21 protein-coding genes and 2 pseudogenes are annotated in these 20590 nt (G+C 60.7%); 14 read left to right on the forward strand and 9 right to left on the reverse strand.

All coding sequences use genetic code 11. From position 1 onward, the window contains the following. Positions 1-18: 18 nt before the first annotated feature. On the forward strand, positions 19-219 hold the full coding sequence (locus OLZ32_RS05535; protein ID WP_264420006.1) for a hypothetical protein: 201 nt from the start codon (positions 19-21) through the stop codon (positions 217-219). Positions 220-230: 11 nt separating this feature from the next. Next, positions 231-1136, forward strand: a complete 906-nt coding sequence (locus OLZ32_RS05540; protein WP_264420008.1) for a hypothetical protein — start codon at positions 231-233, stop codon at positions 1134-1136. Between the two features lie 99 nt (positions 1137-1235). On the opposite strand, the gene OLZ32_RS05545 is transcribed toward OLZ32_RS05540, so the two are convergent. After that, entirely contained in the window at positions 1236-2114 is an 879-nt protein-coding gene (locus tag OLZ32_RS05545) for an FkbM family methyltransferase (RefSeq protein WP_264420010.1), read from the reverse strand. Continuing rightward, positions 2114-3832, reverse strand: coding sequence for an adenylate/guanylate cyclase domain-containing protein (locus OLZ32_RS05550; protein ID WP_264420012.1), 1719 nt, complete (start codon positions 3830-3832; stop codon positions 2114-2116). Before OLZ32_RS05550 ends, OLZ32_RS05545 begins: the two co-directional genes overlap by 1 nt. A 179-nt stretch (positions 3833-4011) precedes the next feature. Here OLZ32_RS05550 and OLZ32_RS05555 point away from each other — a divergent pair, with 179 nt between their 5' ends. Together OLZ32_RS05555 and OLZ32_RS05560 are read left to right on the forward strand one after the other, a co-directional pair. Continuing rightward, entirely contained in the window at positions 4012-5100 is a 1089-nt protein-coding gene (locus OLZ32_RS05555; RefSeq protein ID WP_264420014.1) for a glycosyltransferase family 4 protein, read from the forward strand. Beyond that, the gene (locus tag OLZ32_RS05560) at positions 5100-5852 is read left to right on the forward strand and encodes a polysaccharide deacetylase family protein (RefSeq protein ID WP_264420016.1); all 753 of its coding nucleotides are present in this window, start codon (positions 5100-5102) and stop codon (positions 5850-5852) included. Before OLZ32_RS05555 ends, OLZ32_RS05560 begins: the two co-directional genes overlap by 1 nt. A 12-nt stretch (positions 5853-5864) precedes the next feature. Here OLZ32_RS05560 and OLZ32_RS05565 read toward each other — a convergent pair. The 4 genes and pseudogenes from OLZ32_RS05565 to OLZ32_RS05580 all read right to left on the reverse strand — a co-directional run bounded on the left by OLZ32_RS05565 (position 5865) and on the right by OLZ32_RS05580 (position 8829). Continuing rightward, a pseudogene (locus tag OLZ32_RS05565) lies at positions 5865-6734 on the reverse strand (alpha/beta fold hydrolase). A 24-nt stretch (positions 6735-6758) separates the two neighbouring features. Next, entirely contained in the window at positions 6759-7133 is a 375-nt protein-coding gene (locus tag OLZ32_RS05570; RefSeq protein WP_264420020.1) for a GFA family protein, read from the reverse strand. A gap of 147 nt (positions 7134-7280) precedes the next feature. Further along, positions 7281-8111 carry an MBL fold metallo-hydrolase gene (locus OLZ32_RS05575; RefSeq protein WP_264420022.1) on the reverse strand — a complete coding sequence of 277 codons (831 nt, stop codon included), beginning with the start codon at positions 8109-8111 and terminating at the stop codon, positions 7281-7283. Between the two features lie 487 nt (positions 8112-8598). Next, positions 8599-8829, reverse strand: a complete 231-nt coding sequence (locus OLZ32_RS05580; protein WP_264420024.1) for a hypothetical protein — start codon at positions 8827-8829, stop codon at positions 8599-8601. Positions 8830-8966: 137 nt separating this feature from the next. On the opposite strand from OLZ32_RS05580, the gene OLZ32_RS05585 reads away from it, so the two are divergent. After that, complete coding sequence (locus tag OLZ32_RS05585; RefSeq protein WP_003548439.1) at positions 8967-9269, forward strand: hypothetical protein; 303 nt, start codon at positions 8967-8969, stop codon at positions 9267-9269. Positions 9270-9470: 201 nt separating this feature from the next. Here OLZ32_RS05585 and OLZ32_RS05590 read toward each other — a convergent pair whose 3' ends face one another. Next, a complete protein-coding gene (locus OLZ32_RS05590) occupies positions 9471-9770 on the reverse strand; it encodes a hypothetical protein (RefSeq protein WP_003548441.1) in 300 nt (99 codons plus the stop codon). Positions 9771-10461: 691 nt separating this feature from the next. On the opposite strand from OLZ32_RS05590, the gene OLZ32_RS05595 reads away from it, so the two are divergent. Further along, positions 10462-11130, forward strand: coding sequence for a GntR family transcriptional regulator (locus tag OLZ32_RS05595; RefSeq protein WP_017991880.1), 669 nt, complete (start codon positions 10462-10464; stop codon positions 11128-11130). Positions 11131-11204: 74 nt separating this feature from the next. Beyond that, positions 11205-11879 (forward strand): GntR family transcriptional regulator, encoded by a 675-nt coding sequence (locus OLZ32_RS05600; RefSeq protein ID WP_264420027.1) that lies wholly within the window; start codon positions 11205-11207, stop codon positions 11877-11879. 109 nt (positions 11880-11988) lie between these two features. Here OLZ32_RS05600 and OLZ32_RS05605 read toward each other — a convergent pair whose 3' ends face one another. Next, on the reverse strand, positions 11989-13884 hold the full coding sequence (locus OLZ32_RS05605) for a bifunctional sugar phosphate isomerase/epimerase/4-hydroxyphenylpyruvate dioxygenase family protein (RefSeq protein ID WP_264420029.1): 1896 nt from the start codon (positions 13882-13884) through the stop codon (positions 11989-11991). Positions 13885-14132: 248 nt separating this feature from the next. On the opposite strand from OLZ32_RS05605, the gene OLZ32_RS05610 reads away from it, so the two are divergent. The 7 genes and pseudogenes from OLZ32_RS05610 (at position 14133) to OLZ32_RS05640 (ending at position 19765) form a co-directional block, all read left to right on the forward strand. Then, entirely contained in the window at positions 14133-14963 is an 831-nt protein-coding gene (locus tag OLZ32_RS05610) for a transporter substrate-binding domain-containing protein (RefSeq protein WP_264420031.1), read from the forward strand. 230 nt (positions 14964-15193) lie between these two features. Beyond that, positions 15194-15637 carry a type II 3-dehydroquinate dehydratase gene (locus OLZ32_RS05615; RefSeq protein WP_003548450.1) on the forward strand — a complete coding sequence of 148 codons (444 nt, stop codon included), beginning with the start codon at positions 15194-15196 and terminating at the stop codon, positions 15635-15637. A gap of 31 nt (positions 15638-15668) precedes the next feature. Next, positions 15669-16337: an amino acid ABC transporter permease gene (locus tag OLZ32_RS05620; RefSeq protein WP_003548451.1), complete on the forward strand. Its 669-nt coding sequence runs from the start codon at positions 15669-15671 to the stop codon at positions 16335-16337. 10 nt (positions 16338-16347) lie between these two features. After that, positions 16348-16988, forward strand: a pseudogene (locus OLZ32_RS05625) (amino acid ABC transporter permease). Between the two features lie 53 nt (positions 16989-17041). Next, on the forward strand, positions 17042-17806 hold the full coding sequence (locus tag OLZ32_RS05630; RefSeq protein WP_003548453.1) for an amino acid ABC transporter ATP-binding protein: 765 nt from the start codon (positions 17042-17044) through the stop codon (positions 17804-17806). Between the two features lie 56 nt (positions 17807-17862). Then, the gene (locus tag OLZ32_RS05635; RefSeq protein ID WP_264420037.1) at positions 17863-18930 is read left to right on the forward strand and encodes a Gfo/Idh/MocA family protein; all 1068 of its coding nucleotides are present in this window, start codon (positions 17863-17865) and stop codon (positions 18928-18930) included. Between the two features lie 4 nt (positions 18931-18934). Further along, positions 18935-19765, forward strand: a complete 831-nt coding sequence (locus OLZ32_RS05640) for a shikimate dehydrogenase family protein (protein WP_264420039.1) — start codon at positions 18935-18937, stop codon at positions 19763-19765. A 57-nt stretch (positions 19766-19822) separates the two neighbouring features. Here the strand turns inward: OLZ32_RS05640 and OLZ32_RS05645 are convergent, their stop codons facing one another. Next, positions 19823-20590 (reverse strand): SDR family oxidoreductase, encoded by a 768-nt coding sequence (locus OLZ32_RS05645; RefSeq protein WP_033183766.1) that lies wholly within the window; start codon positions 20588-20590, stop codon positions 19823-19825.

Raw genomic sequence — 20590 nt, forward strand, 5'->3', positions numbered from 1 at the left:
TGAGATAGGAAGAATGGTATGAGCTACAGGGTCGCCCATCTTGATTCACGCAAACGCGCTCTCGAAAAGCAGGAGAGCCGCGACCGTGATCAGGTGCGCCTGAACAACGGCTCCGTTCGGCCTTCGGAACTGCGTCGCGAGAATTCTGTATTCGCCGCGCTGCCGCTCCACCGTTATAAGATGGTCGCCATTGGCGGTAAAGCTCTAGCCCACTCGTAAGAGGGGTAGACATGGCTGCCGATACAGACGAACCCGTCGCCGCCTTCATCATCGAAGACGAACCGGAACCTCATCTCACCCCTGAGGAAGTCCACACTCTCTTAGGCTTCGTTCAGGAGTTCCAGCCGATCATCGTCGGCGGTCAGGCCATCAACATATGGGCCGAGCTGTATCACGGTACCGATGCCGAGCTCGACGCGCTCGGTGAACTGACCAGCAAGGACCTCGACTTCTACCACAACCGGGATGCCGAACACGCCTTGGCCAAAAGCCTCGAGGACGGCCTTTTGCTGATTCCCAAGGGAGATGATCACACCCCGAATGCCGCCGTGGTAACGGGAAAGCTCGGCGACAGGGACATCGTGGTCGATTTCCTCGCGCAGATCAAAGGTGTGGAAGACAGCTCGCTCCTGAAAAACTCCATTACATTCGCCGACGCTGAAAAACCTGAAAGCATTTCGATCACCCTGATGCACCCACTGGACTGCGTCCGGAGCCGTCTCAGCAACATCAACATGCTTGGACGACGGAACGAACATTCCGTGCGGCAAGCCATTGCGAGCATCATGATCCTAGATTGCTTTATCAATCATCAATTGGGTGACGGTGGCGACCAAGACGGATCGCGCCGGGCGTTCGACGCGATATGTGATCTCGAGGCGATCATCCAGAGCAAGCATATCGGCAAGGTAACCGAGCTTGAATTCGGAGATCAGCTGGACCCTACAGCGATCCTACGGAAATACCGATATGACGAACGGTTGGACCAGCGTATAAGGGACCATCAAATCCAGGGGATTATCGATCGGCTGGATCGGAAGCGAGAGATTTCTGAAAAGCGCCGCGCGGACGCTGCGGAGCGCGCCGCTTGCACGACCGATGTAGATCGCCGTGCGTTTAGACCCGAGTTCTCATGAGTTCCGGTCTTCCTGGCCGACGTGAAGGCGTTCAGTCCCCAGGAGTGCTCCAACTACCTCAGACATGCAGGGTATGGTTCAAAATAACCCTGACAGACTCTAAGGCAAAAACAGCACGTTGTACTGATCGACATCGCCCGGCAGGTCGCGAACCTTCATCTCCACCTCGCGGTCCTCGAAGAGAACGAGGCAGTCCTCGTAGAACCCCGACAGCATGGATATGAAGGCTTTCGTTCCCTCACGCCCGTAAAAGAGCGGCGTGAATTCCATGTAGAGTGGCACGCTGCGGGCAAGCAGCGGCTGCATCGAGCGGCAGGCGACCGGCTCGTAACCCTCGATATCCATCCAGACGAGGCCGATTGCGGCCGGGTCGACCGAAAGTCCGGCAAGGATCTCGGAGACCGGCTTCACCGGCACGCTGATCTTCTTGTCTGTCGGGCTTTGGCGGATGGCGCTGCTCTTGCCGTGATTGTTGAGGTTGAGAAAAAAGTCGATCTCGCCTTCGTGCTCGCCGGCGGCGCAGTTGACGAGGCGGACCTTCTCCTCCAGCCGATTCTGGCGGATGTTGAGGGCAAGCAGCGGGAAATTGCGTGGATCGGGCTCGATGCTGACGATCTTGATGTAGGTGTCGCTGAGGGCGAAATAGACGGTCTGGGTGCCGATATTGCCGCCGATCTCCAGCAGCGTCGCATCCTTTCGCAAGAGGCCGCGCTCGCGCAGGATGACGATCAGCCGGTCGACGGCCTCGCGCTCGAAATGGCCCTTCCTAAACACTTTGCGGCCGATATAGTCGGCGGGCGAGAAGGTCATCAGGTGGTCGCCGGCATCGACCGTCATCGAGACGACGCGCGAGCCGATATTCTCGATCAGCAGGCGGCGGCCGAAGCGGGTGTCGAAGAAGCGCGAAGCGGCCGCATTGCGCGCCTTGCGCAGCCGGCGGCTCCAGTATTTGGCGGTCAGCCAGGGCTTGCCGGGCATCAGGTTTTTCCTTCGAGCGGTTCTGCCGCTTTCTCTCTCGGAATGACGTAGACTTTCAAGGGCAGGGCCCGGCCGCGCACACTGATTTCACGGCTTTCGATGCCGGAAAGATCAGCACCCGAAAGGCTCGCCACCGGTTCGGAGATGACGATCGCCGCCTCGAACTCCTTGGCAGCACTTTCCAACCGGCTCGCGACATTCACGGTATCGCCGATCGCCGTCATGCTGCGCACGCGGCCGTATCCCATCGTGCCGACGACGGCCGGGCCGGTGTGAATGCCGATCGCGATGCGAAGCGGCAGCGCCAGTTCGTCGGCCAGCTCGGCGGCGAGTTTCTCGATCTCGGCGACGATCGCTGCTGCCGCGGCGAGCGCCTGGCGGCAGGCTTCCTCCGGCGCGGTGTTGAGCCCGAAGAGCGCCATGGCGCCGTCGCCGATGAACTTGTCGAGCCGCCCGCCCGACTGCTCCACCGCCTTGCCGATGATGGCGAAATAGCGGTTCAGCAGGAAGACGACATCGAAGGGCAGGCGGGTTTCCGTCAGCGTAGTGAAGTGGCGGATATCGACGAAGAGTACGGCGATCTCGCGCTCGCGGCCGGGGCTCGTCTCCTGGCTGTTGGCGGGAAGGGCTGCCTCGATCGCCGGCACGAGAAGCGGCGCGACGGCAACGTTGCCGTTCGGGCGAAGCTGGCAGGCGAGCCGGACATCCGGGCCGGCATTGATGCGCCTCAGTGTCGTCTGCTCCATCTTGTCGGGGGCAGGCAGGCTTTGGTAATCGCCAAGGATCTGCACGCGGCAGGTGGAGCACTGGCCCTTGCCGCCGCAGACGGCATAATGTGGCAGGCCGCCGAGCCGGCTCGCCTCCAGCACCGAGAAGCCGCGCGGCACACGGATGACCTCGCCGCCCGGATAATTCACGGCGACCTGGTCAAGCCGCTCCTTCAGCTTGCGCCGGGCGCGGGCGACGACGACGATGAGCAGCGAAGCGGAGAAGGCGCCGTAGAGCCCGGCGCGGATCATGGCGACCTGCCGGTGAACTTCCGGGTTCGAGGCGTAACGGGTGTTGACGCCCTCCCTGTAAGCGCTGACCGTCATTGACTGCTGGTAGGAAGGGTCGGCGAGCGTCCGGCCCATTTCGACGAAACCGAGCAGCGAGAGCACCGGCACGAGGATGGCGAGCGCCAGCATCAGCGGTGCGAAGTCCGGGTACCAGGAGCGGTAGCGAAGCCAGAAATGGATGCCGATGCAGCCATGGATCCAGACCGCGACGACGGCGAGCGCCTGCCGCGCGCCGTTCGCCGGAGACCTGATCCACAGCGAACCGACGACCGTTTCGTAATCGTCGATATAGCCGTAGAACTCGTGGGCGATGCGCGTGCCGATGACATGATCGAGGAGAAGCAGCGGGATCATCAGGCCGAGCACGATCTGCGCCATTTCTCCCTTTGGCATGACGAGGCTGCGGCGCATATAGATGGCGCGCAGCACCAGCGCGATATGGATGAGCACCGACGAATAGAAGATGGTGGTCCCCAGGGGATTACGCCAGATCGCCAGGAAGAGGTGGGCGGCTTTATCGGCAGCTGCGACGGAAATCAGGCCAATCGCATGGTTCGACAAATGCAGCACGACGAAGATGAAAATGACGAGGCCCGAACCGAGCCTCGCCCTTCTGATCGTCCGTTCCGAAAAAATCCCTGTGGCCGAGACCGTCGTCATTCATTCCCGTTCTTGTCGATGTAACCGCAGGCTCATAGAGATTGGGAAAGAGGCGGAATTGCTTCGATCGCGATCACATTCCATATGCTTATGCGCAAGTTTTCGGCAAAGGGACAATAGCGGAATTTTCCCGATAGGCGCGAAACTTGTAAACAGTGTGTCTTACCTGAGGTGTGCCAATGCGGGTGGCTTTCTACGCGCCGATGAAATCGCCGAACCATCCGGTGCCGTCCGGCGACCGGCTGATGGCGCGGCTGCTGATCCGGGCGCTGGAGCTTGGCGGGCATCAGGTCGACGTCGCTTCCGAACTCCGCACCCATGCCTCGACACCGCAAGCCGCAGCCGCGCTCGAACCCGTAATCGGCGCCGAGCTTGAGCGGCTGCGGCTGAGATGGAAATCTGGGCCGCGACCGGAACTCTGGTTCTGCTACCACCCCTATTACAAATCGCCCGACCCCTTCGGGCCCGCGATTTCTGCCGAATTCGCCATTCCCTATGTCACTGCCGAAGCCTCCTATGCGGCAAAACGCGACCGAACTGGCTGGGCAACATCACAGAAGCTGGTGGGCGAGGCGATCATGCGGGCGGCGGTCAATATCAGCTTCACCGAACGTGACCAGGCCGGGCTTTCAGCCACCTTTCCGCAGGCACGGCTTGCCGGGCTGAAACCCTTCATCGACACGGCGCTCTTCGAGAAGGTGTCGCCGGCGCCCGATCCGCGCCGGCTGATGACGGTCGCGATGATGCGGGCCGGCGACAAGATGGACAGTTATGCGATGCTTGCGAAAGCATTGCGGCTGCTCGAAGACCGGCCCTGGAGGCTTGCCGTCATCGGCGATGGGCCGATGCGGCAAGAGGTGCAGGCGCTGTTTGCCGGTCTTGCCGGCCGGATCGAATGGCTGGGCGAGCGCAATGCCGTCGAGATCGCCGAACTGCTCGGGCGCGGCGGCGTCTATGTCTGGCCCGGATGCGGTGAGGCCTATGGCCTTGCCTATCTGGAGGCCCAGGCCGCCGGCCTGCCTGTCGTCGCGCAGGAAACGGCGGGCGTGTCAGCGGTGGTCGAGGCTGGCGTGACCGGCCTGCTGACGCCGGATGGCGATGTCGCCGCCTATGCCGAGGCCGTGGCTGCCCTGCTTGACGACAGGCAGAGGCGTGACGCCATGGGGCAGGCGGCGCGGCGCTTGGTGCTCGGCGAACGCTCGCTTGCGACGGCGGCTGAGGTGTTGAACGGAATTTTGCGCGACAGCGCAGCAACAGGAGTGACGTGATGGCCGACGGAATAGCCTGGGACCCCCTGCACCGTGAGCTTGACCGCTGGCAGGCCGCCGGCCGGGTGGCGCGGTTCTGGCTGCGGGACGACGACACCATCGAGCCGACGCAGGCGCTGGAGACGCTGATGACGCTCGCCTGTCAAAGCGAGGTTCCGCTGACGCTCGCCGTCATTCCCGGCCTGACCGGCGAGGCATTGGCCGCGCGCCTGGTGGAAGACGCAGCTGTCGCTGTCGCGGTGCATGGCTGGTCTCATACGAACCATGCGGGGCCGGAGAGAAAGAAGCAGGAACTCGGCGGCGAGCGGCCGGCAGATGTCGTGCTCGGCGAGTTGCGTGAAGGGTTCCGGCTGCTGCAGCGGCTGCATCCGGCCCGCTTCCTGCCGGTGCTGGTGCCGCCGTGGAACCGGATCGACGCGGCCCTCATCCCGGCGCTGCCCGGTCTCGGATTTGCAGCACTGTCGGTCCATGGGCGGGCAAAGCAGGGTGGCCCGGTGCCGCTCCTCAACACCCATGTCGACATCATCGACTGGCATGGCACGCGCGGCGGACGAAGCGAGGAGGAATTGGTGACCGAGCTGGTGGCCGAGCTTCGCGACCGGTTTGCCGGCAGCGACGAGCCTGTCGGCGTGCTCACCCACCATCTGGTGCATGACGCGGCTGCATGGGACTTCCTATCGGCCCTGTTTGCGGTGACGGGCCGGCATCCGGCCGTCCGCTGGTCATCCGCGTCGGAACTGCTGGGCCCCTAGACATTTGCCTGATCAGGCGACGTGAACGCGTCCGAGGAACTCGCGTATGAGCGCGACGACGTCATCGAGATGCGTCTCGAGCAGCCAGTGGCCGCCGCCGAGCAGATGGAGTTCGGCATCCGGCAGATCGCGCAGATAGGCCCGAGCCGACTTTTCCGGCATGTAGTGGTCGTTCGGACCCCAGACGATCAAGGTCGGCGGCCGGTATTCGCTGAGGTATTTGCGGTGTTCCGGAAACCAGGCCCGGTTCTCCTTCAGCCCGGCGATGAGGTCTATGGCGATTTCCTTGCGCCGCGGCGTGATCAGCGACCAATGCAGCTTCCAGAGATCGGGCGGGATCGTATCGGCCAAAGCAGGCGGCAGATCATTGAGGAACTCCTCCTTGAAATTCTCCTCGCTGATTGCCTCCGCCAGCACCTTCTTCATCTCCGATCTCGGAAGTGTCCATGTCGCCTCGATATCCGCATATTTCGGTCCGAGGGCATCCTCATAGGGGATATCGCCGTTCTGGATGATCAGCCCCGCGATGCGCTGTGGGGTCCTGATTGCCAACCGCGCACCGATAGGCGACCCGAAGTCGTGGAGGTAGAGGTAAAACCGGTCGACATGCATCGCATCGACGAAGGCCTCCAGCCAGGCGGCATATCCATCGAAGCTGTAGTCGAAATCATCAGGCGTGCCGCTGTAGCCCGCACCCGGGAAATCCGGCGCAATGAGGCGCCAACGGTCGGCAAGGCGCGGCATGAGATTGCGAAATTCCTAAGATGAGCAGGGATATCCGTGCGGCAGCAACAAGACCGGCGCATCTTCCCGGCCGGCCTCGCGGTAAAAAGTCTCGACGCCTGCAACCGTCATCCAGCGATGTCGGACGAGAGTGACCATCGGGAAGCTCCTCAGAACCGTTCTTCACTTTCGGTCTTCGTCATACTGCTCGGCGCCTTCCACCGGTCGCAGCCACGGCTCGCGGCGTTTGATCCAGAGTTCGTAGCTCGGCACAAGAGGCGTCGGGGCCTCGGAGAGGATGCCAAGCTTGATTTCCGCCTCCTGGTCATCGGCGGAAAACAGCCGCGAACCGCACCCGGTACAGAAATGCCGACCTTGGAACGCGGCGGTTTCGCCTGAATGTTCGAATTGGCCGGCGGGCCAGATCCCGTAGAAGGTAAAGGCCGAACCGCTTTCCCGCCTGCAGTCCGTGCAATGACAGATTCCAACGCGTAAGGGTTCGCCCCGAACGGAAATATGCACCTGTCCGCAAAGACAGTTTCCGGAAAGCACGGTCATAAGCGATACCAGTTTCGTTGATTTTGACTGACTGGAAAACGGTCTTGCCCGGCATCTGTTCCGTCGAGACGTCGCGGGCATGCCCGTTCGACGGATCTGTCGATGAGCTTCGGACTGGACAAGATGAAGGCGGCTTCAGCGGACTTGCTAGATCACCACGATCTGATTGTCGCGGGCGGCAAAGGATTCGGGGAAGGCGGCCTGCGCCTGCGCTTCCATCTCCGCCAGCTGTTCGTCCGTGCGGGAAGGGGCGTGGTGGAACAGCGCAAAGCGCTTGGTGCCCGCCATTTTCGCAAGCTCGGTGCCGTGCTGCCAGGTCGAATGGCCGAAGCCCTTGAAACGCTGCATCTCGTCTTCGTTGTAGGTGCAGTCGTAGACGACGAGATCGGCGCCCCGCATCATCTCCAGCGAGACCGGATCATAGCTGCCGGGATTATGCTCGATGTCATAGACGAGAGCGACCGAACGGCCCTGCCATTCGATGCGGTAGCCGATGGCGCCGCCCGGATGGTTCAGCATGAAGGTCTTGATCTCGATGCCCGCGTGCGGGGTCAGCACCTGACCGGCATGGAAATCGCGGAAGTTCATCGTCGCCTGACAGATGTCGGTCTTGACGGGAAACCAGGGCGGGCTGATGAACTGCTCGACCATTTCCCGGGTGCTCATCTTGCCATCGAGATGACCGGACCAGATGTTGACGTTGATCGATGGATAATAGATCGCCTTGAAGAAGGGCAGGCCGATGATGTGGTCGTAATGGCAGTGGCTGAAGAACAAGTCGACATCGCTGACGCCGTCGGCGAGCATAGACAGCCCGGCCTCGCGCAGGCCCGAACCTGCGTCGAAGATCATCCGATGTTTTCCGCAGCGAATCTCGATGCAGGAAGTGTTGCCGCCGTAGCGATCGAACTCGGGGCCCGACACGGGAATACTGCCGCGGACGCCCCAAAATTTTATTTGAAACAGTTCTGTCGTCATCGTTCTTCAAACCGGCCTTCCCGCATCGCCATCGTAGTCATAGTTCGTCTCTATGCGAAGCAGCAGAATTCCACGGGTTTGTCTGTTCCCCTTTGTATTCTCCTAACCGCTAGCGGAAGAAGAAGTAGATTTTCCTAAGCAATCGGCTTTCGGCTCGGAAAGCAACCCGGTATGGTTGGTTTTCGGTAAACAGGCTGCTGAGGGCGGGGACATTTTTCCCGTAAGTCATGCCTATTAGATGGTTGCGCGCGATTGAAAAAACAATTGTTGCCACGTTGAGCCGAAAATCCAGTTCCGAAGGTTGGGGGACCGGCTATATCTGACGACAGCTGACTGGGCTCTGACAATCAGCCTTCTTTCATTGCATGTCGCTCGCGGCTTTGTCTGGAACGTCTGGTCCAAGTCCATCTGTAGGCCGGGGCCGCTCTGCGCTATCGTGGGTCCTTCGGGCGGTCGTTTAGGCCGGTGGTGACCTTCGACATCGCCGTCACTTGCGGTTTGCCGTCTGCGGCGCGGGGATGCGCGTCTTCGCATCCGACCGACCTGTCTTCGGAGCCGCGTCGGCAACGCCGTCACCGGCTTCCCTGCTGTTGCCCATGTTCACGGGCGGGGCGCGCTGTTCGTCGACGGAGGTCTCTGGAAGCTCGTCGTCCTGTGTGTCCTCGTTCAGCGACTTTGGAGGAAGCTTGGCGGAACTGGGGATTGAGTTCGTTGTCATGTTGGTTCTCCTTCTGGAGAAGGAACTCACAGACGCCGACGCAGTTCCACCCGCCGCCGTCGTGATCCCGCCATCCTTTTTCGCGATCAACACCCGCCACGCCGAGGCGTGATTCTGAATGAAATGAGGAGTTTGATATGCTGAAGACCACATTGGTCGCGACGACAACGTTGCTTGCCCTTACCCAGTTCGCCAGCGCTTCCAGCGACAGCGCATGGAACGCACTGTTCGCGAAGGCGAACGGGACCTGCATCGGTCAGTCGCGAATGGTGTCACCGGAAGCGACCGCGCCGGTGGTCTTCGACGATGCGATTGGCAAGGTAGCAATTCTTCTCCGCGAGAAGAGCTCGAAGTCGAAGAAGCTCGTGAACCTCATCTGTCTGTACGACAAGAAGTCGGGCAAGGCGTCCATTGCCGAGTATCAGTGGCTCGGACAGTAGGGACCGGCGGCCAGGGCGATGTCAAAGCGGCGGTCGAACGCTCAGGTGGACTGTCGAGTATAGCGGGGGGCCGGCTCACCTGCCGTGCTGTTCTGTTTAACGATTGCGGGGACTATCATGGGCGGCAATATTCGCGCATGCTTTTCTACCTTACGATCGGCAAACGAGGCCGATTCACGATGGTTATGGTTCCGAAGAAAATCAAAGGCGTTCGATTTCAATCACGCGAATGACGATCTCCTCCTGACGGAACCGCGCCTCCAGTTTCTTGCGGTAGGACGACCACCAGGCGCGGTCGAGCTCGGGGGTCATTAACTCGGCGACAACGATGCGATCCCGCTCGATTTCGCCGTCGTCGCACCACAGTCCTTCGGCGGGTGAGTTGACGTGAAGGGTGACCCCGCCGAACTTCGCCGTGAGTTCGTCGCGGACAAGGTCGACGTTCGGCCGGCTCCCACGAGGGTGTGAAACTGGAAGGAGGATTTCGACGAGATACGGCATCCCGGTTAACCGGCGTCGCGACGGGAAAGTTCCTCGGTGCCAGCGCCGTCGGCGACCCATCCTGAATGTGTGGATCGCGCGCCGCCATCGTCGCACAGGCGGTAGAATGACAGTGGACGATATTAACTCGGATGCTGTCTGATCAGATTGATCAAGGCGTCAGCCGGTCCAACCTCAATGCCTTGGTGCCTGGTTCTCTCTCGCCGCAGCGTCCAGCTTTTTCAGTAAGTCGCCGAAAACATCTTCGCAGTCGGCGGGCAATGAGAACTCTGGCAGCCCACGCAAACGTGGTCCCAAGCGCTTCTGTTTCGCGCTGGATGATTCCTGCCGTAGTTGTTTCAGACGTTTCGGACATGATGGCACAACGAGGGCGCCAGTGTTAGGTTCCGCAATATTGTATTACTATTTAATGACTGGCGGGGCAGAGACCGTCTCCATGCACGCTTCCACCGCCAATTCCCGGTAATTCGCAGATATTCCCGGTTAGTGCCATGTGATCTTGCGGGTTACGCGAAGAGCCTAGCCGAAACGACTTATGGCGCCGTGTATTGCGTTTACCCCGTTCGTCTGGTTCTCCGGGGAAACAGCCATCATATGAGAAAATTGTGCTTCCTATTCCGCGAATGTTTCCTTGATTGGGAATGGCAAAAAGCGATATATCCGACGATACAGGAAATATAAGAGACTCGCGATGTTGCAGCCGGTTATCAACGAGACCATTGCCGAAAGCAGCTACAGGCGCATTCGGGCCGACATCATTTTTGGCCGGCTGGCTCCCGGACAAAAGTTGAAGCTGGAAAATCTGAGGGAGAGCTACGAGACCAGCATCAGCACACTTCGGGAAGTGCTGAACCGGCTCTCCTCCGAGGGGCTTGTCCTCGCCGAGGGGCAGAAAGGTTTCGAAGTGTCTCCGGTGTCCGTTTCAGACCTCAAGGAGACGGCGGCGCTGAGGCTTCTCCTGGAAACACATGCGCTGGAGCAGTCGTTCGTGCATGGCGACGTGGAGTGGGAGGCTCCGCTGGTATCGGCGCATTACAAATTGGCGCGGATGGAGCAGGTGATGGCATCCGGTGATACCAGCCGAGCCGAGGACTGGAAGCGCTACGACTGGGAGTTCCACCAAGCCCTGATATCCGCCTGCGGGTCGAAACTGCTGATGGAGACGCATTCGGTGATCTTCGACAGATATCTCAGATATCAGATGGTTGCCTTGTCCTATCGAGGCGATGTCGCAGCCAATGAACATCAACAGCTTTTGGATGCGGCATTGCGACGGGACGCGGAGACGGCCAAGCGGGTGCTTGTCCTGCATATTCAAGGCGGGGTCGAACATGCGCTGGCGAGAGGGACGCTGAGATAGAAATGGTCCGGACGTTCCTCTTCGAGCTTTAGGTCCACCACGTAAATTGCATTTCGGCGAAACCAGGAAAAGCCATGCTCAAGCAAGTCCACGACCCGGCGGAAACAGTAAGCGATGTCGTCTTCCGGCAGATCCGCGAGGATATCATATCGGGGACATTGCCGCCGGGGGCCAAGATCAAGCTGGAGCAGGCAAAAGAGCGCTACTCCATCGGCATTTCATCGCTGCGCGAAATCCTGAGCCGCCTGACCACGGAAAACCTCGTCGTCGCCGAGGGGCAGCGTGGTTTTGAAGTCAGCCCCGCTTCGCGCCGCGAACTCCTCGAGCTCGCCGACCTCAGAATTGTTCTGGAAACACATGCGATCGGCCTTGCCTTCGCTGCTGGAAATCTTGAATGGGAGGGGCGCATCGTCGCCGCCCATCACCGGCTGGCTGCCGCGGAACGCAAGCTCCTTGCCGGCGACGTCTCGCGGACCGTTGACTGGGTCCGATACGACTGGGAGTTCCATCAGGCGATCGTCTCGGCCTGCAATTCGGCGACGCTGATGGCGACATTGTCGTCCGTCTTCGACCGCTTTCTCCGCTACCATATGCTGGCCGAAAGTTTTCGCGGCAAGCCGGTCGTCGATGACCATAAGCTTTTGTTTGAGCTGTCCATTCAGCGCGACGTCGCCGGCGCGACCGACGTCGTCAGACGGCACGTTCAAAGCGGCGTGGACCATGTGCTGAAGAGCGGCCGGATTAGTTAGGGCAATTCCGGGAAAAGTGCGACGCGGTTTTCCGTCCGGGATGCGCCAAACAAAAGGCTAGAGCGGCTCTGCGCTCTCATGAAAAGCTGAGCCGCTCCCAAACCATAGCTCAAGAGGCATCTTTCGGAATTCCTTCCGGACGCATCTGTTTCTTCAGGGCGGCGATCCGGAAAATTGCGTTCGGCGCGCCATAGCCGCGGTAGCCGCGGCGCTCGACGATCTCGAAGAAGAAACCCTCGCCATAGGTTCCGCTATAGAGCTGGAAATATTCGCCGTGCTCGTCGCGGTCATAGAGGATGTTTTCCGCCTTCAGCCGCTCGGTCAATGCAGGGTCGAGGCCGAAGCGTGCTTCGACGTCGTCATAGTAGTTCGGCGAAATGTGCAGCGATCTGAAACCGCAGACACGAAGGCTTTCGGCGGTTGCAAAGATGTCGTCGGTCAAAAACGCCAGGTGCTGGATGCCGGCCCCGAATTTCTCGGCCATGAAATGTCCCGCCAGAGTGCGGCGGTTCTCGGCGCCGTTCATGGTAATGCGCAGCGCCCCGGTGTCGTTCTCGACGACTTGACTGCGCACCACCCCGGCCGGATCGATGATATCGACCATCGGGGTCTTCCGCGTCTCGAAAATGGACGTGTAGAACAGAAGCCAGGTGAGCATTTCATCATAGCCGACCGTCTGGGCGACGTGATCAATGCGCAAAAGACCTGCAGACGGCGCGTCGCTGTCGTCGGTGACCGGCTGAAAGTCGATTTCGGAAAAGCGCCCCAATGCGCTCTTGTCGTCGATGAGATAGACGATCCCGCCCCCGACACCGCGAATGGCGGGCAGCTCAAGCTCACCGTCTGCGACAGGCTGGGTGAACGGCTCGGCATCCAAGGCGAGCGCGCGCTCATATGCCTTGGCGGCATCGTCGACGATCAGGGCCATGGCATAGGCAAAAGTACCGTGAACGGCGTAGGCGGCGTTGGCGAAGCCTGCCTGATCGACATTGACGAGGATGCGGATCTCGCCCTGCTCGAAGAGGGAGACCTTTTTCGTGCGGTGGACCGCCGTCTTTTTGAATCCGAGGGTGCGCAGCAATGCAACCAGCGCGACTTCGTCTTCCTCGTCCGTGGCAAACTCGACGAAGCCGACGCCCTTGACGGAAGGCCTTTCCGGCATCGCCGCTCCGGTCATGCTGCCGGTGCCGAGATTGCGTCGGACCTGATCGCCAAGATAGATCAGCGAGCGGTGGCCATCGGCCGCAATGGCACGCGACAAACCGCCTCGAAACTGGTCGTTGAAGATCTCCAGGGAGAAATAGCCGTCATAACCTGTCGCCGCGACGGCTTCGGTGAACGCCGTCACGGGAAGGTCGCCTTCACCCGGCATGTTTCGGAAGTGGCGGCTCCAATAGAGCAGGTCCATGTCGATATCAGGGGCATCGGCAAGCTGGACGATGAAGATCTTCTCTTTGGGAATCGAGCGGATCGAATTGACGTCGATCTTGCGCGACAAGGTGTGGAAGCTGTCGAGGATAAGACCGACATTCGGATGATCGGCGCGACGGACGATCTCCCAGGCGTCGCGGTGGTCGCTGATATGGCGACCCCAGGCAAGCGCCTCGTAGCCAACCCTCAGTCCACGCCGGGCGGCACGCTCGCCAAGTTCGTGAAAGTCCGCCGCCGCCCGGTCGATGCCGCCGATGGCCGCCGGCGAGACGTTGGAGCAGACGAGCACCAGATCCGTTCCGAGCTGCTGCATCACGTCGAACTTCCGTTCCGCGCGGTCAAACGTACGGCGTCGCAGGGGCTCCGGCATGCCCTCGAAATCACGGAATGGCTGAAACAGGGTGATCTCCAGGCCATGGTCGCGGACGAGTTTTCCGACATCGGCCGGGCTTCCGTCGAAGGCGAGGAAGTCATTTTCGAAGATCTCGACGCCGTCGAAGCCCGCCCGGGCGATCGCCTCGAGCTTCTCAGGGAGTTCGCCGCTGATCGTTACAGTCGCAATCGAGGTCCTCATGTCAAAGCCCTTCCGATATCCGTGCGCGATTAAGCGAGCACCGAACGCCACGATGCGTCCCGGAAAATCGCTCGCTACTATTATGGCAAATGTCGTGAGGAATTCAAATAGCGTGCGTTATTATAAATTCTCATATGATTTTGAAAAACTCTGTTGATTTGAGCGCTCGTCTCTGGCAATCATTCCTCTCACAGTCAAAAGGTGAGGTGGCTGTCCGGTCGAGTGACCGCCAAAGGAGGAGGAATCACATGTTCAAATCTATGCTGACGCGCCGAAACGCGATGCTCGGAGCCGCGGCCCTGGTGGCTGCCGTCACCCTGGCGCAACCGGCTGCCGCCATCACGCCTGATGAAATCAAGGCTCGCGGCAAGATCGTCGTCGGAATTCAGGGTGACAACCCGCCTTGGGGCTTTGTAACCAGCAGCGGCAAACAGGACGGCCTCGACGCCGACATCGCGACGCTGTTTGCCAAGGAACTGGGTGTTTCGGTCGAGTTCGTGCCGCTTGAAGTCAACAACCGCATTCCCGCACTGACGGCCGGCCGTGTCGACGTTCTGTTCGCAACGATGGCGATGCTGCCGGATCGTGCAAAGGCCGTGCAGTTCAGCAAGCCCTATGTTGCCAATGCCATTGTTCTGATTGGTCCGAAATCGGCTGAAATCAAGACGAATGCCGACATGGCCAAGTTCACGGTCGGCGTCGCCAAGGGGGCTGCCCAGGACACGCAGGTCACCAAGAACGCGCCGGCGGGCACGACCATCCGGCGCTATGATGGAGATGCCCCGAGCGTCCAGGCGCTGGTGTCCGGCCAGGTCGAGACGCTGGGCGGCAACATCTTCTACATGGACCGGGTGGAAAAGGCCCGTCCGGGCGAATTCGAAAACAAGCTTGAGTTCCAGAAGCTCTACAACGGTGCTTGCACCCGTCTTGGCGAAAAGGAAATCAATGCGGCGCTCAACACCTTCATCGACAAGATCAAGGCCAACGGCGAACTCAAGGCAGTCTACGACAAGTGGATGAAGGTTCCGGTCCCGGAATTCCCGGAAACGCTGGAAGGCATCCCGTTCGCGGCGAACTGAGCGAACGGCAAAGCCGGACGAGGCCCGGTTTTCCGGCTGAGATAGGGCCCGCCAACCGCTCGTCCGTCATGCTCGGGCTCGTCCCGGGCATCCACGGGGGCGGATCCCCGGCAGAAAGCCGAGGATGATGTCCTCAAAGAGGCAATCCCTCACCAAGCAAGGCCGGGCATGCAATGCCCGGCAACGCAACCGCCATGCTTAAGGCTCTGCCCGCATCCAGGAGCGCGATCATGAACAAACCAATCTTTGTGCTCAACGGGCCGAACCTCAATCTTCTCGGTCAGCGCGAACCGGCGATCTATGGAACCACGACGCTGGCCGACATTAGGAAACGGTGCGTGACCAAGGCAAAGTCCTTGGGATTCGACGTCGAGTTCCGCCAGACCAATTTCGAGGGCGAACTGGTCGAGAGCGTGCACCAGGCCAGGACCGACGCCTGTGGCATCATCATCAATCCTGCCGGCTATACCTTCACATCTATCGCTCTTCTCGATGCGTTGAAAATGTTCGACCCGCCGAAGATCGAACTGCACATCTCCAATGTCCATGCCCGCGAAAGCATCTACCACAATTCGCTGATCTCGCGCGTTGCCACGGCCATCATGATCGGTTTCGGAGCCGACGGCTACGAACTGGCTGTCCAGGCGATGGCTGGAATGGTCAAGCGGGACTGAACTTTCAGGAAGACGGACCGGAAGGATCGCCATGAATTATAAGTTGGATTTCACCCCGGTCATAGATGGCCTGCCGAGCCTTCTGCTCGGTTGCCTCGGGACATTCTTGCTTGCCATTTGTGGGATGCTGCTGGCGATCGTCATCGGAATTGGCGGCGTTGCGCTCCGCGACTCCGCGCTCAAGCCGGCGCGATGGCTGGTCATCGCCTTCGTCGAATTGATCCGCAACACGCCGTTTCTGGTGCAGATCTTCTTCATCTACTTCGCGCTTCCGCTGACAGGCATCAGGCTGGATCCGACACCGACGGCGATTATCGCGCTCGGCATCAACGGCGGCGCCTACGCAATCGAGATCATTCGCGGCGGCGTCCAGTCGATCCCGAAGGGACAGATGGAAGCGGGTCTGGCGCTTGGTCTGCACAAGGCTCAGGTTTTCCGGCTGATCATCCTCAAGCCGGCATTGCGGGCGATCTATCCGTCCTTGACCAGCCAGTTCGTCCTGCTGACGCTGACCACCAGCATTGCCTCGGCGATTTCGGCCTACGAGCTGACGTCCGTTTCGCAGCGCATCGAGTCGGAGAGCTTCCGGAGCTTCGAGGTCTACTTCACCGTCACGGTTTTCTATTTCGTGATCTCCTGGCTGATGATGCGCATCTTCGCGCTGTTTTCGGCGCGCTACTTCAAATATCCGGTCAAGTAGGAGGAATTCCATGGGTCACGAAGAATTCGTCTTCCTCCTGATCGGCCTGAAATGGACCGTGCTCCTGTCCGCCGTCGGCTTTGTCTGCGGCGGCATTGCAGGGCTCGGCGTCGCTCTGCGCGCGCCTCGGGCATACCGCTGCTGGAACGCGTCACGGCCGGCTATATCGCCGTCTTCCAGGGAACGCCGCTGCTGATGCAGCTTTTCGTCGTCTATTACGGCTTGGCGCTGGTAGGGCTGATGCTCGATTCCTGGGTGGCCGTCGCCATCGGCCTGACGCTGCATGCGAGCGCCTATCTCGGCGAGATCTGGCGCGGATCGATCGAAGCGGTTCCGCGCGGCCAGACGGAAGCGGCAAAGGCTCTCAGCCTCAGATACATCTCGCGCATGAAGGATGTCATCCTGCCGCAGGCGCTGCGCATTTCGCTGCCCGCCACGATCGGCTTCCTCGTGCAGTTGATCAAGGGCACCTCGCTTGCATCGATCGTCGGCTTCACCGAGCTGACGCGGGCCGGCAACATCATCTCCAACCAGATTTTCCAACCGCTGACGGTCTTCGGCATCGTCGGCATTCTCTATTTCCTGATGTGCTGCCCACTGACGATTCTTGGCGCTCGCCTCGAACGAAAGTTCGCCGCCTCCGCGCGCTGATCCGCATCCCTCGTCCTCGACGCGGTCCAGCCCGCCAATACGGAGTTCTACCGATGACCAGTCCCAGTCCCGCTCAAGGCGCGGAAACCATGATCACCATGGAGCGGGTGGAGAAGTGGTATGGCGCTTTTCAAGCCCTGCGCGACATCAACATATCGGTTCGCAGCGGCGAGAGGATCGTCTTGTGCGGGCCCTCCGGCAGCGGCAAGTCGACGCTCATTCGCTGCATCAACCATCTCGAGACCTACGAGAAGGGGGAAATCCGCGTCGGCGGGATTCTTCTCGGCAATCAGGCCAAGACCATCGATGCGATCCGTCGCGAGGTCGGCATGGTCTTCCAGCAGTTCAATCTGTTTCCGCATCTGACCGTGCTGCAGAACTGCATGCTGGCACCGATGAAGGCAGTTGGTGTCGGCAGGGCGGAGGCCGAGGAACGGGCACGCGGGCTCCTCGAGCGGGTCAAGATCCTGGAGCAGGCCGACAAATATCCGGTGCAGCTTTCGGGCGGCCAGCAGCAACGTGTCGCCATCGCCCGCGCGCTTTGCATGCGGCCGAAAGTCATGCTGTTCGATGAGCCGACGTCGGCGCTTGACCCGGAGATGGTCAAGGAGGTGCTGGATACGATGATCGCGCTGGCCGACGAGGGCATGACGATGATCTGCGTCACGCACGAAATGGGCTTTGCCCGCCAGGTCGCCGATCGCGTGATCTTCATGGCCAGCGGCGCGATCGTCGAGGAAGCCCCGCCGGCCGAGTTCTTCACGAACCCACAGCATGAGCGAACCAGGAAATTCCTCGGAGAAATCCTGCGGAAGTAAGGGGTCAAGTCGATGCGTCTGGCAAATATACCTCTGGAAGATTCCGGGAGCCGGCAATGAAGCCGCTGGAGATTGCAGTCATGGGAGCCGGCCTCATCGGCAGGCGCCACGTCGAGCGTGTCATGTCCGAGCCCGGAACCGTTCTCTCGGCGGTGATCGATCCTTCCGCCGCCGGTCGCGACTTTGCCGAGACTGTCGGCGCCCGATGGTACCGGAGCTTCTTAGACATCCGCGTCGAGGACAGGCCTCACGGCCTCATCGTGGCAACGCCGAACCAGTTCCACGTCGAGAACGGATTGGAGATCGTCGCCGCCGGCATCCCCGTTCTGATCGAGAAACCGATCGCCGACGATGTCGATGCTGCAGCAGCGCTGGTTGCCGCCGGCGAGAAGGCAGGCATACCGCTGCTGGTCGGTCATCACAGGCGCCACAATCCGATGATCCAGGCGGTCAAGCAGATCGTCGACGGCGGAAGACTTGGCCGGATCATCGCGGTGCACGGCACGTTCTGGGTCGCCAAGCCCGACGACTATTTCGATATACCCTGGCGGCGCGAAGCGGGCGCCGGCCCGGTCTTCGTCAACCTGATCCACGATGTCGATCTCTTCCGATATCTCTTCGGCGAGGTCGAAGCCGTCCATGCGATGGAATCCCATGCCGTGCGGAACCATGCCGTCGAGGATACGGCCGTCGTCACGCTGCGTTTCGCAAGCGGGGTGCTTGCCACCCTCAACGGCAGTGATGCCGTGGCCGCGCCCTGGAGCTGGGAGACGACCACCGGCGAAAACCCCGCTTTTCCCCATTACGATCAATTCTGCTACCAGATCGGCGGCACCACGGGTTCGCTCGGAATTCCTGATCTGACGCTTTGGACGAGCCTTTCGAGGCCCGACTGGCTGGAGCCGCTTGCCGAGGAGCGCGTGGCTTACGCAGCAGCCGATCCCCTTTGCGTTCAGCTCAGACATTTTTGCGATGTCATTCGTGGCGATGCCCCGCCTCTGGTGAGTGGCCGGGAGGGCCTTGCCACGCTCAGGGTCGTCGAAGCGATCAAGAGATCGGCGGGCGCGGGACAGATGATCCACCTCTCCAAAGCCAGCGCCTCTTCCGATCCCCAGAAAGTCTGACCATATGATCACCGGGACGACCAAACTCATCGCGCACCTCGGCTATCCGACGGAGTCCTTCAAGGCGCCGCTGATCTACAATCCGTACTTCGAGAAGAACGGAATTGATGCCGTCGTCGTGCCGATGGGCTGCAGGCCGCAGGACTATCCGGCGTTTCTGAAGCTTCTGTTCCGGCTCTCCAATATCCACGGTGCTCTGATTACGATGCCGCACAAGATTTCGACGATGGCGCTGCTCGACGAAACGTCGACCAACGCGAAAGTCGCCGGCTCGTGCAACGCGGTCCGTCTCGGGTCGGACGGCAGGCTGATCGGTGACATGTTCGATGGCGAGGGCTTCGTTCGCGGCGTATTGCGCAAGGGCAAGAAGGTCGAGGGAGCCCATGCGCTCATTGCCGGTGCAGGCGGCGTCGGCTCGGCGATCGCGGCGTCCTTGGCACAGGCGGGCGTGGAGCATCTCGCCATCTTCGACGCCAATGAGACGACCGCCACCACGCTGCTGGATAGGCTGAAGAAATATTATCCGCAGCTTCAAGTGACGGTCGGCTCCGCCGACCCTGATGGTTTCGATATCGTCGTCAACGCGACACCCCTCGGCATGCGACGGGGCGACCCGCTGCCGATCGATATCGACCGCATCTCGCCATCGACCTTCGTCGGCGAAGTTGTGATGACGAAGGAGATAACCCCTTTTCTCGAGGCCGTGCGGGCGCGCGGCTGTGCATTTCAGGTTGGGACTGACATGTTGTTCGAACAGATCCCCGCCTATCTCGAATTCTTCGAATTCCCGACGACGACGGCCGACAATCTGCGGGCAATCGCCAAACTCGGATGATGCGAATTTAGAGCATGATGCCGAAAAGTGTGCACGGTTTTCGGACAACATCCTGTTCTAGAGCGAGGCGGTGATGCCGCCGTCGACCGTCAGCATATGGCCGTTGACGAAGGAGGAGGCATCCGAGGCCAGGAAGACGGCGGCGCCGACGAGCTCCTTGACTTCGCCCCAGCGGCCGGCCGGCGTGCGGGTTTCCAGCCAGCCAGAAAACTTGGGATCGTCGACAAGCGCCTGGTTGAGCGGCGTGCGGAAATAGCCTGGCGCGATCGCGTTGACCTGCAGGCCGTATTTCGCCCAGTCGGTCGCCATGCCGCGCGTCAGGTTCTTCACCGCGCCCTTGGTGGCGGTATAGGGCGCGATGCCGGGACGGGCGAGTTCGGCCTGGACGGAGGCGATGTTGATGATCTTGCCGCGGCCGCGCGATATCATCGCCTGGGCGACCGGCTGGCTGACATAGAACAGGCTGGAGACATTGGTCTTGAAGATTTCGTCCCATTTGTCGACCGGGAAGTTCTCCAGCGGTGCGCGAAACTGCATGCCGGCATTGTTGACGAGGATGTCGATCGGGCCGATCTCCGCCTCGATATAGGCTATGGCGGTGCGGCTGGCCTCCGCATCGGTGACGTCGAAGGCGGCACTGACGGCATGGCGATGGCTGCGACGAATATCCTCAGCGGCGGCCTCGGCCTTCTGCGCGTTGCGGCCGTTGATGATGATCGAAGCGCCATGCTCGGCAAGCCCGACCGCCAATGCGCGGCCGATGCCTTGGCTGGAGCCGGTGACGAGGGCGCGGCGGCCGGAGAGATCGAATAGGGGGAAGGTCAC

Source organism: Rhizobium acaciae, from assembly GCF_025941625.1.
GTDB classification, from domain to species: Bacteria; Pseudomonadota; Alphaproteobacteria; order Rhizobiales; family Rhizobiaceae; genus Rhizobium; species Rhizobium acaciae.

Excerpts from the sequence above, each read along its gene's own strand:
- OLZ32_RS05535 (WP_264420006.1), top strand. The coding sequence starts at position 19 with ATGAGCTACAGGGTCGCCCATCTTGATTCACGCAAACGCGCTCTCGAA.
- OLZ32_RS05540 (WP_264420008.1), top strand. The coding sequence starts at position 231 with ATGGCTGCCGATACAGACGAACCCGTCGCCGCCTTCATCATCGAAGAC.
- OLZ32_RS05545 (WP_264420010.1), bottom strand. The coding sequence starts at position 2,114 with ATGCCCGGCAAGCCCTGGCTGACCGCCAAATACTGGAGCCGCCGGCTG.
- OLZ32_RS05550 (WP_264420012.1), bottom strand. The coding sequence starts at position 3,832 with ATGACGACGGTCTCGGCCACAGGGATTTTTTCGGAACGGACGATCAGA.
- OLZ32_RS05555 (WP_264420014.1), top strand. The coding sequence starts at position 4,012 with ATGCGGGTGGCTTTCTACGCGCCGATGAAATCGCCGAACCATCCGGTG.
- OLZ32_RS05560 (WP_264420016.1), top strand. The coding sequence starts at position 5,100 with ATGGCCGACGGAATAGCCTGGGACCCCCTGCACCGTGAGCTTGACCGC.
- OLZ32_RS05570 (WP_264420020.1), bottom strand. The coding sequence starts at position 7,133 with ATGACCGTGCTTTCCGGAAACTGTCTTTGCGGACAGGTGCATATTTCC.
- OLZ32_RS05575 (WP_264420022.1), bottom strand. The coding sequence starts at position 8,111 with ATGACGACAGAACTGTTTCAAATAAAATTTTGGGGCGTCCGCGGCAGT.
- OLZ32_RS05580 (WP_264420024.1), bottom strand. The coding sequence starts at position 8,829 with ATGACAACGAACTCAATCCCCAGTTCCGCCAAGCTTCCTCCAAAGTCG.
- OLZ32_RS05585 (WP_003548439.1), top strand. The coding sequence starts at position 8,967 with ATGCTGAAGACCACATTGGTCGCGACGACAACGTTGCTTGCCCTTACC.
- OLZ32_RS05590 (WP_003548441.1), bottom strand. The coding sequence starts at position 9,770 with ATGCCGTATCTCGTCGAAATCCTCCTTCCAGTTTCACACCCTCGTGGG.
- OLZ32_RS05595 (WP_017991880.1), top strand. The coding sequence starts at position 10,462 with ATGTTGCAGCCGGTTATCAACGAGACCATTGCCGAAAGCAGCTACAGG.
- OLZ32_RS05600 (WP_264420027.1), top strand. The coding sequence starts at position 11,205 with ATGCTCAAGCAAGTCCACGACCCGGCGGAAACAGTAAGCGATGTCGTC.
- OLZ32_RS05605 (WP_264420029.1), bottom strand. The coding sequence starts at position 13,884 with ATGAGGACCTCGATTGCGACTGTAACGATCAGCGGCGAACTCCCTGAG.
- OLZ32_RS05610 (WP_264420031.1), top strand. The coding sequence starts at position 14,133 with ATGTTCAAATCTATGCTGACGCGCCGAAACGCGATGCTCGGAGCCGCG.
- OLZ32_RS05615 (WP_003548450.1), top strand. The coding sequence starts at position 15,194 with ATGAACAAACCAATCTTTGTGCTCAACGGGCCGAACCTCAATCTTCTC.
- OLZ32_RS05620 (WP_003548451.1), top strand. The coding sequence starts at position 15,669 with ATGAATTATAAGTTGGATTTCACCCCGGTCATAGATGGCCTGCCGAGC.
- OLZ32_RS05630 (WP_003548453.1), top strand. The coding sequence starts at position 17,042 with ATGACCAGTCCCAGTCCCGCTCAAGGCGCGGAAACCATGATCACCATG.
- OLZ32_RS05635 (WP_264420037.1), top strand. The coding sequence starts at position 17,863 with ATGAAGCCGCTGGAGATTGCAGTCATGGGAGCCGGCCTCATCGGCAGG.
- OLZ32_RS05640 (WP_264420039.1), top strand. The coding sequence starts at position 18,935 with ATGATCACCGGGACGACCAAACTCATCGCGCACCTCGGCTATCCGACG.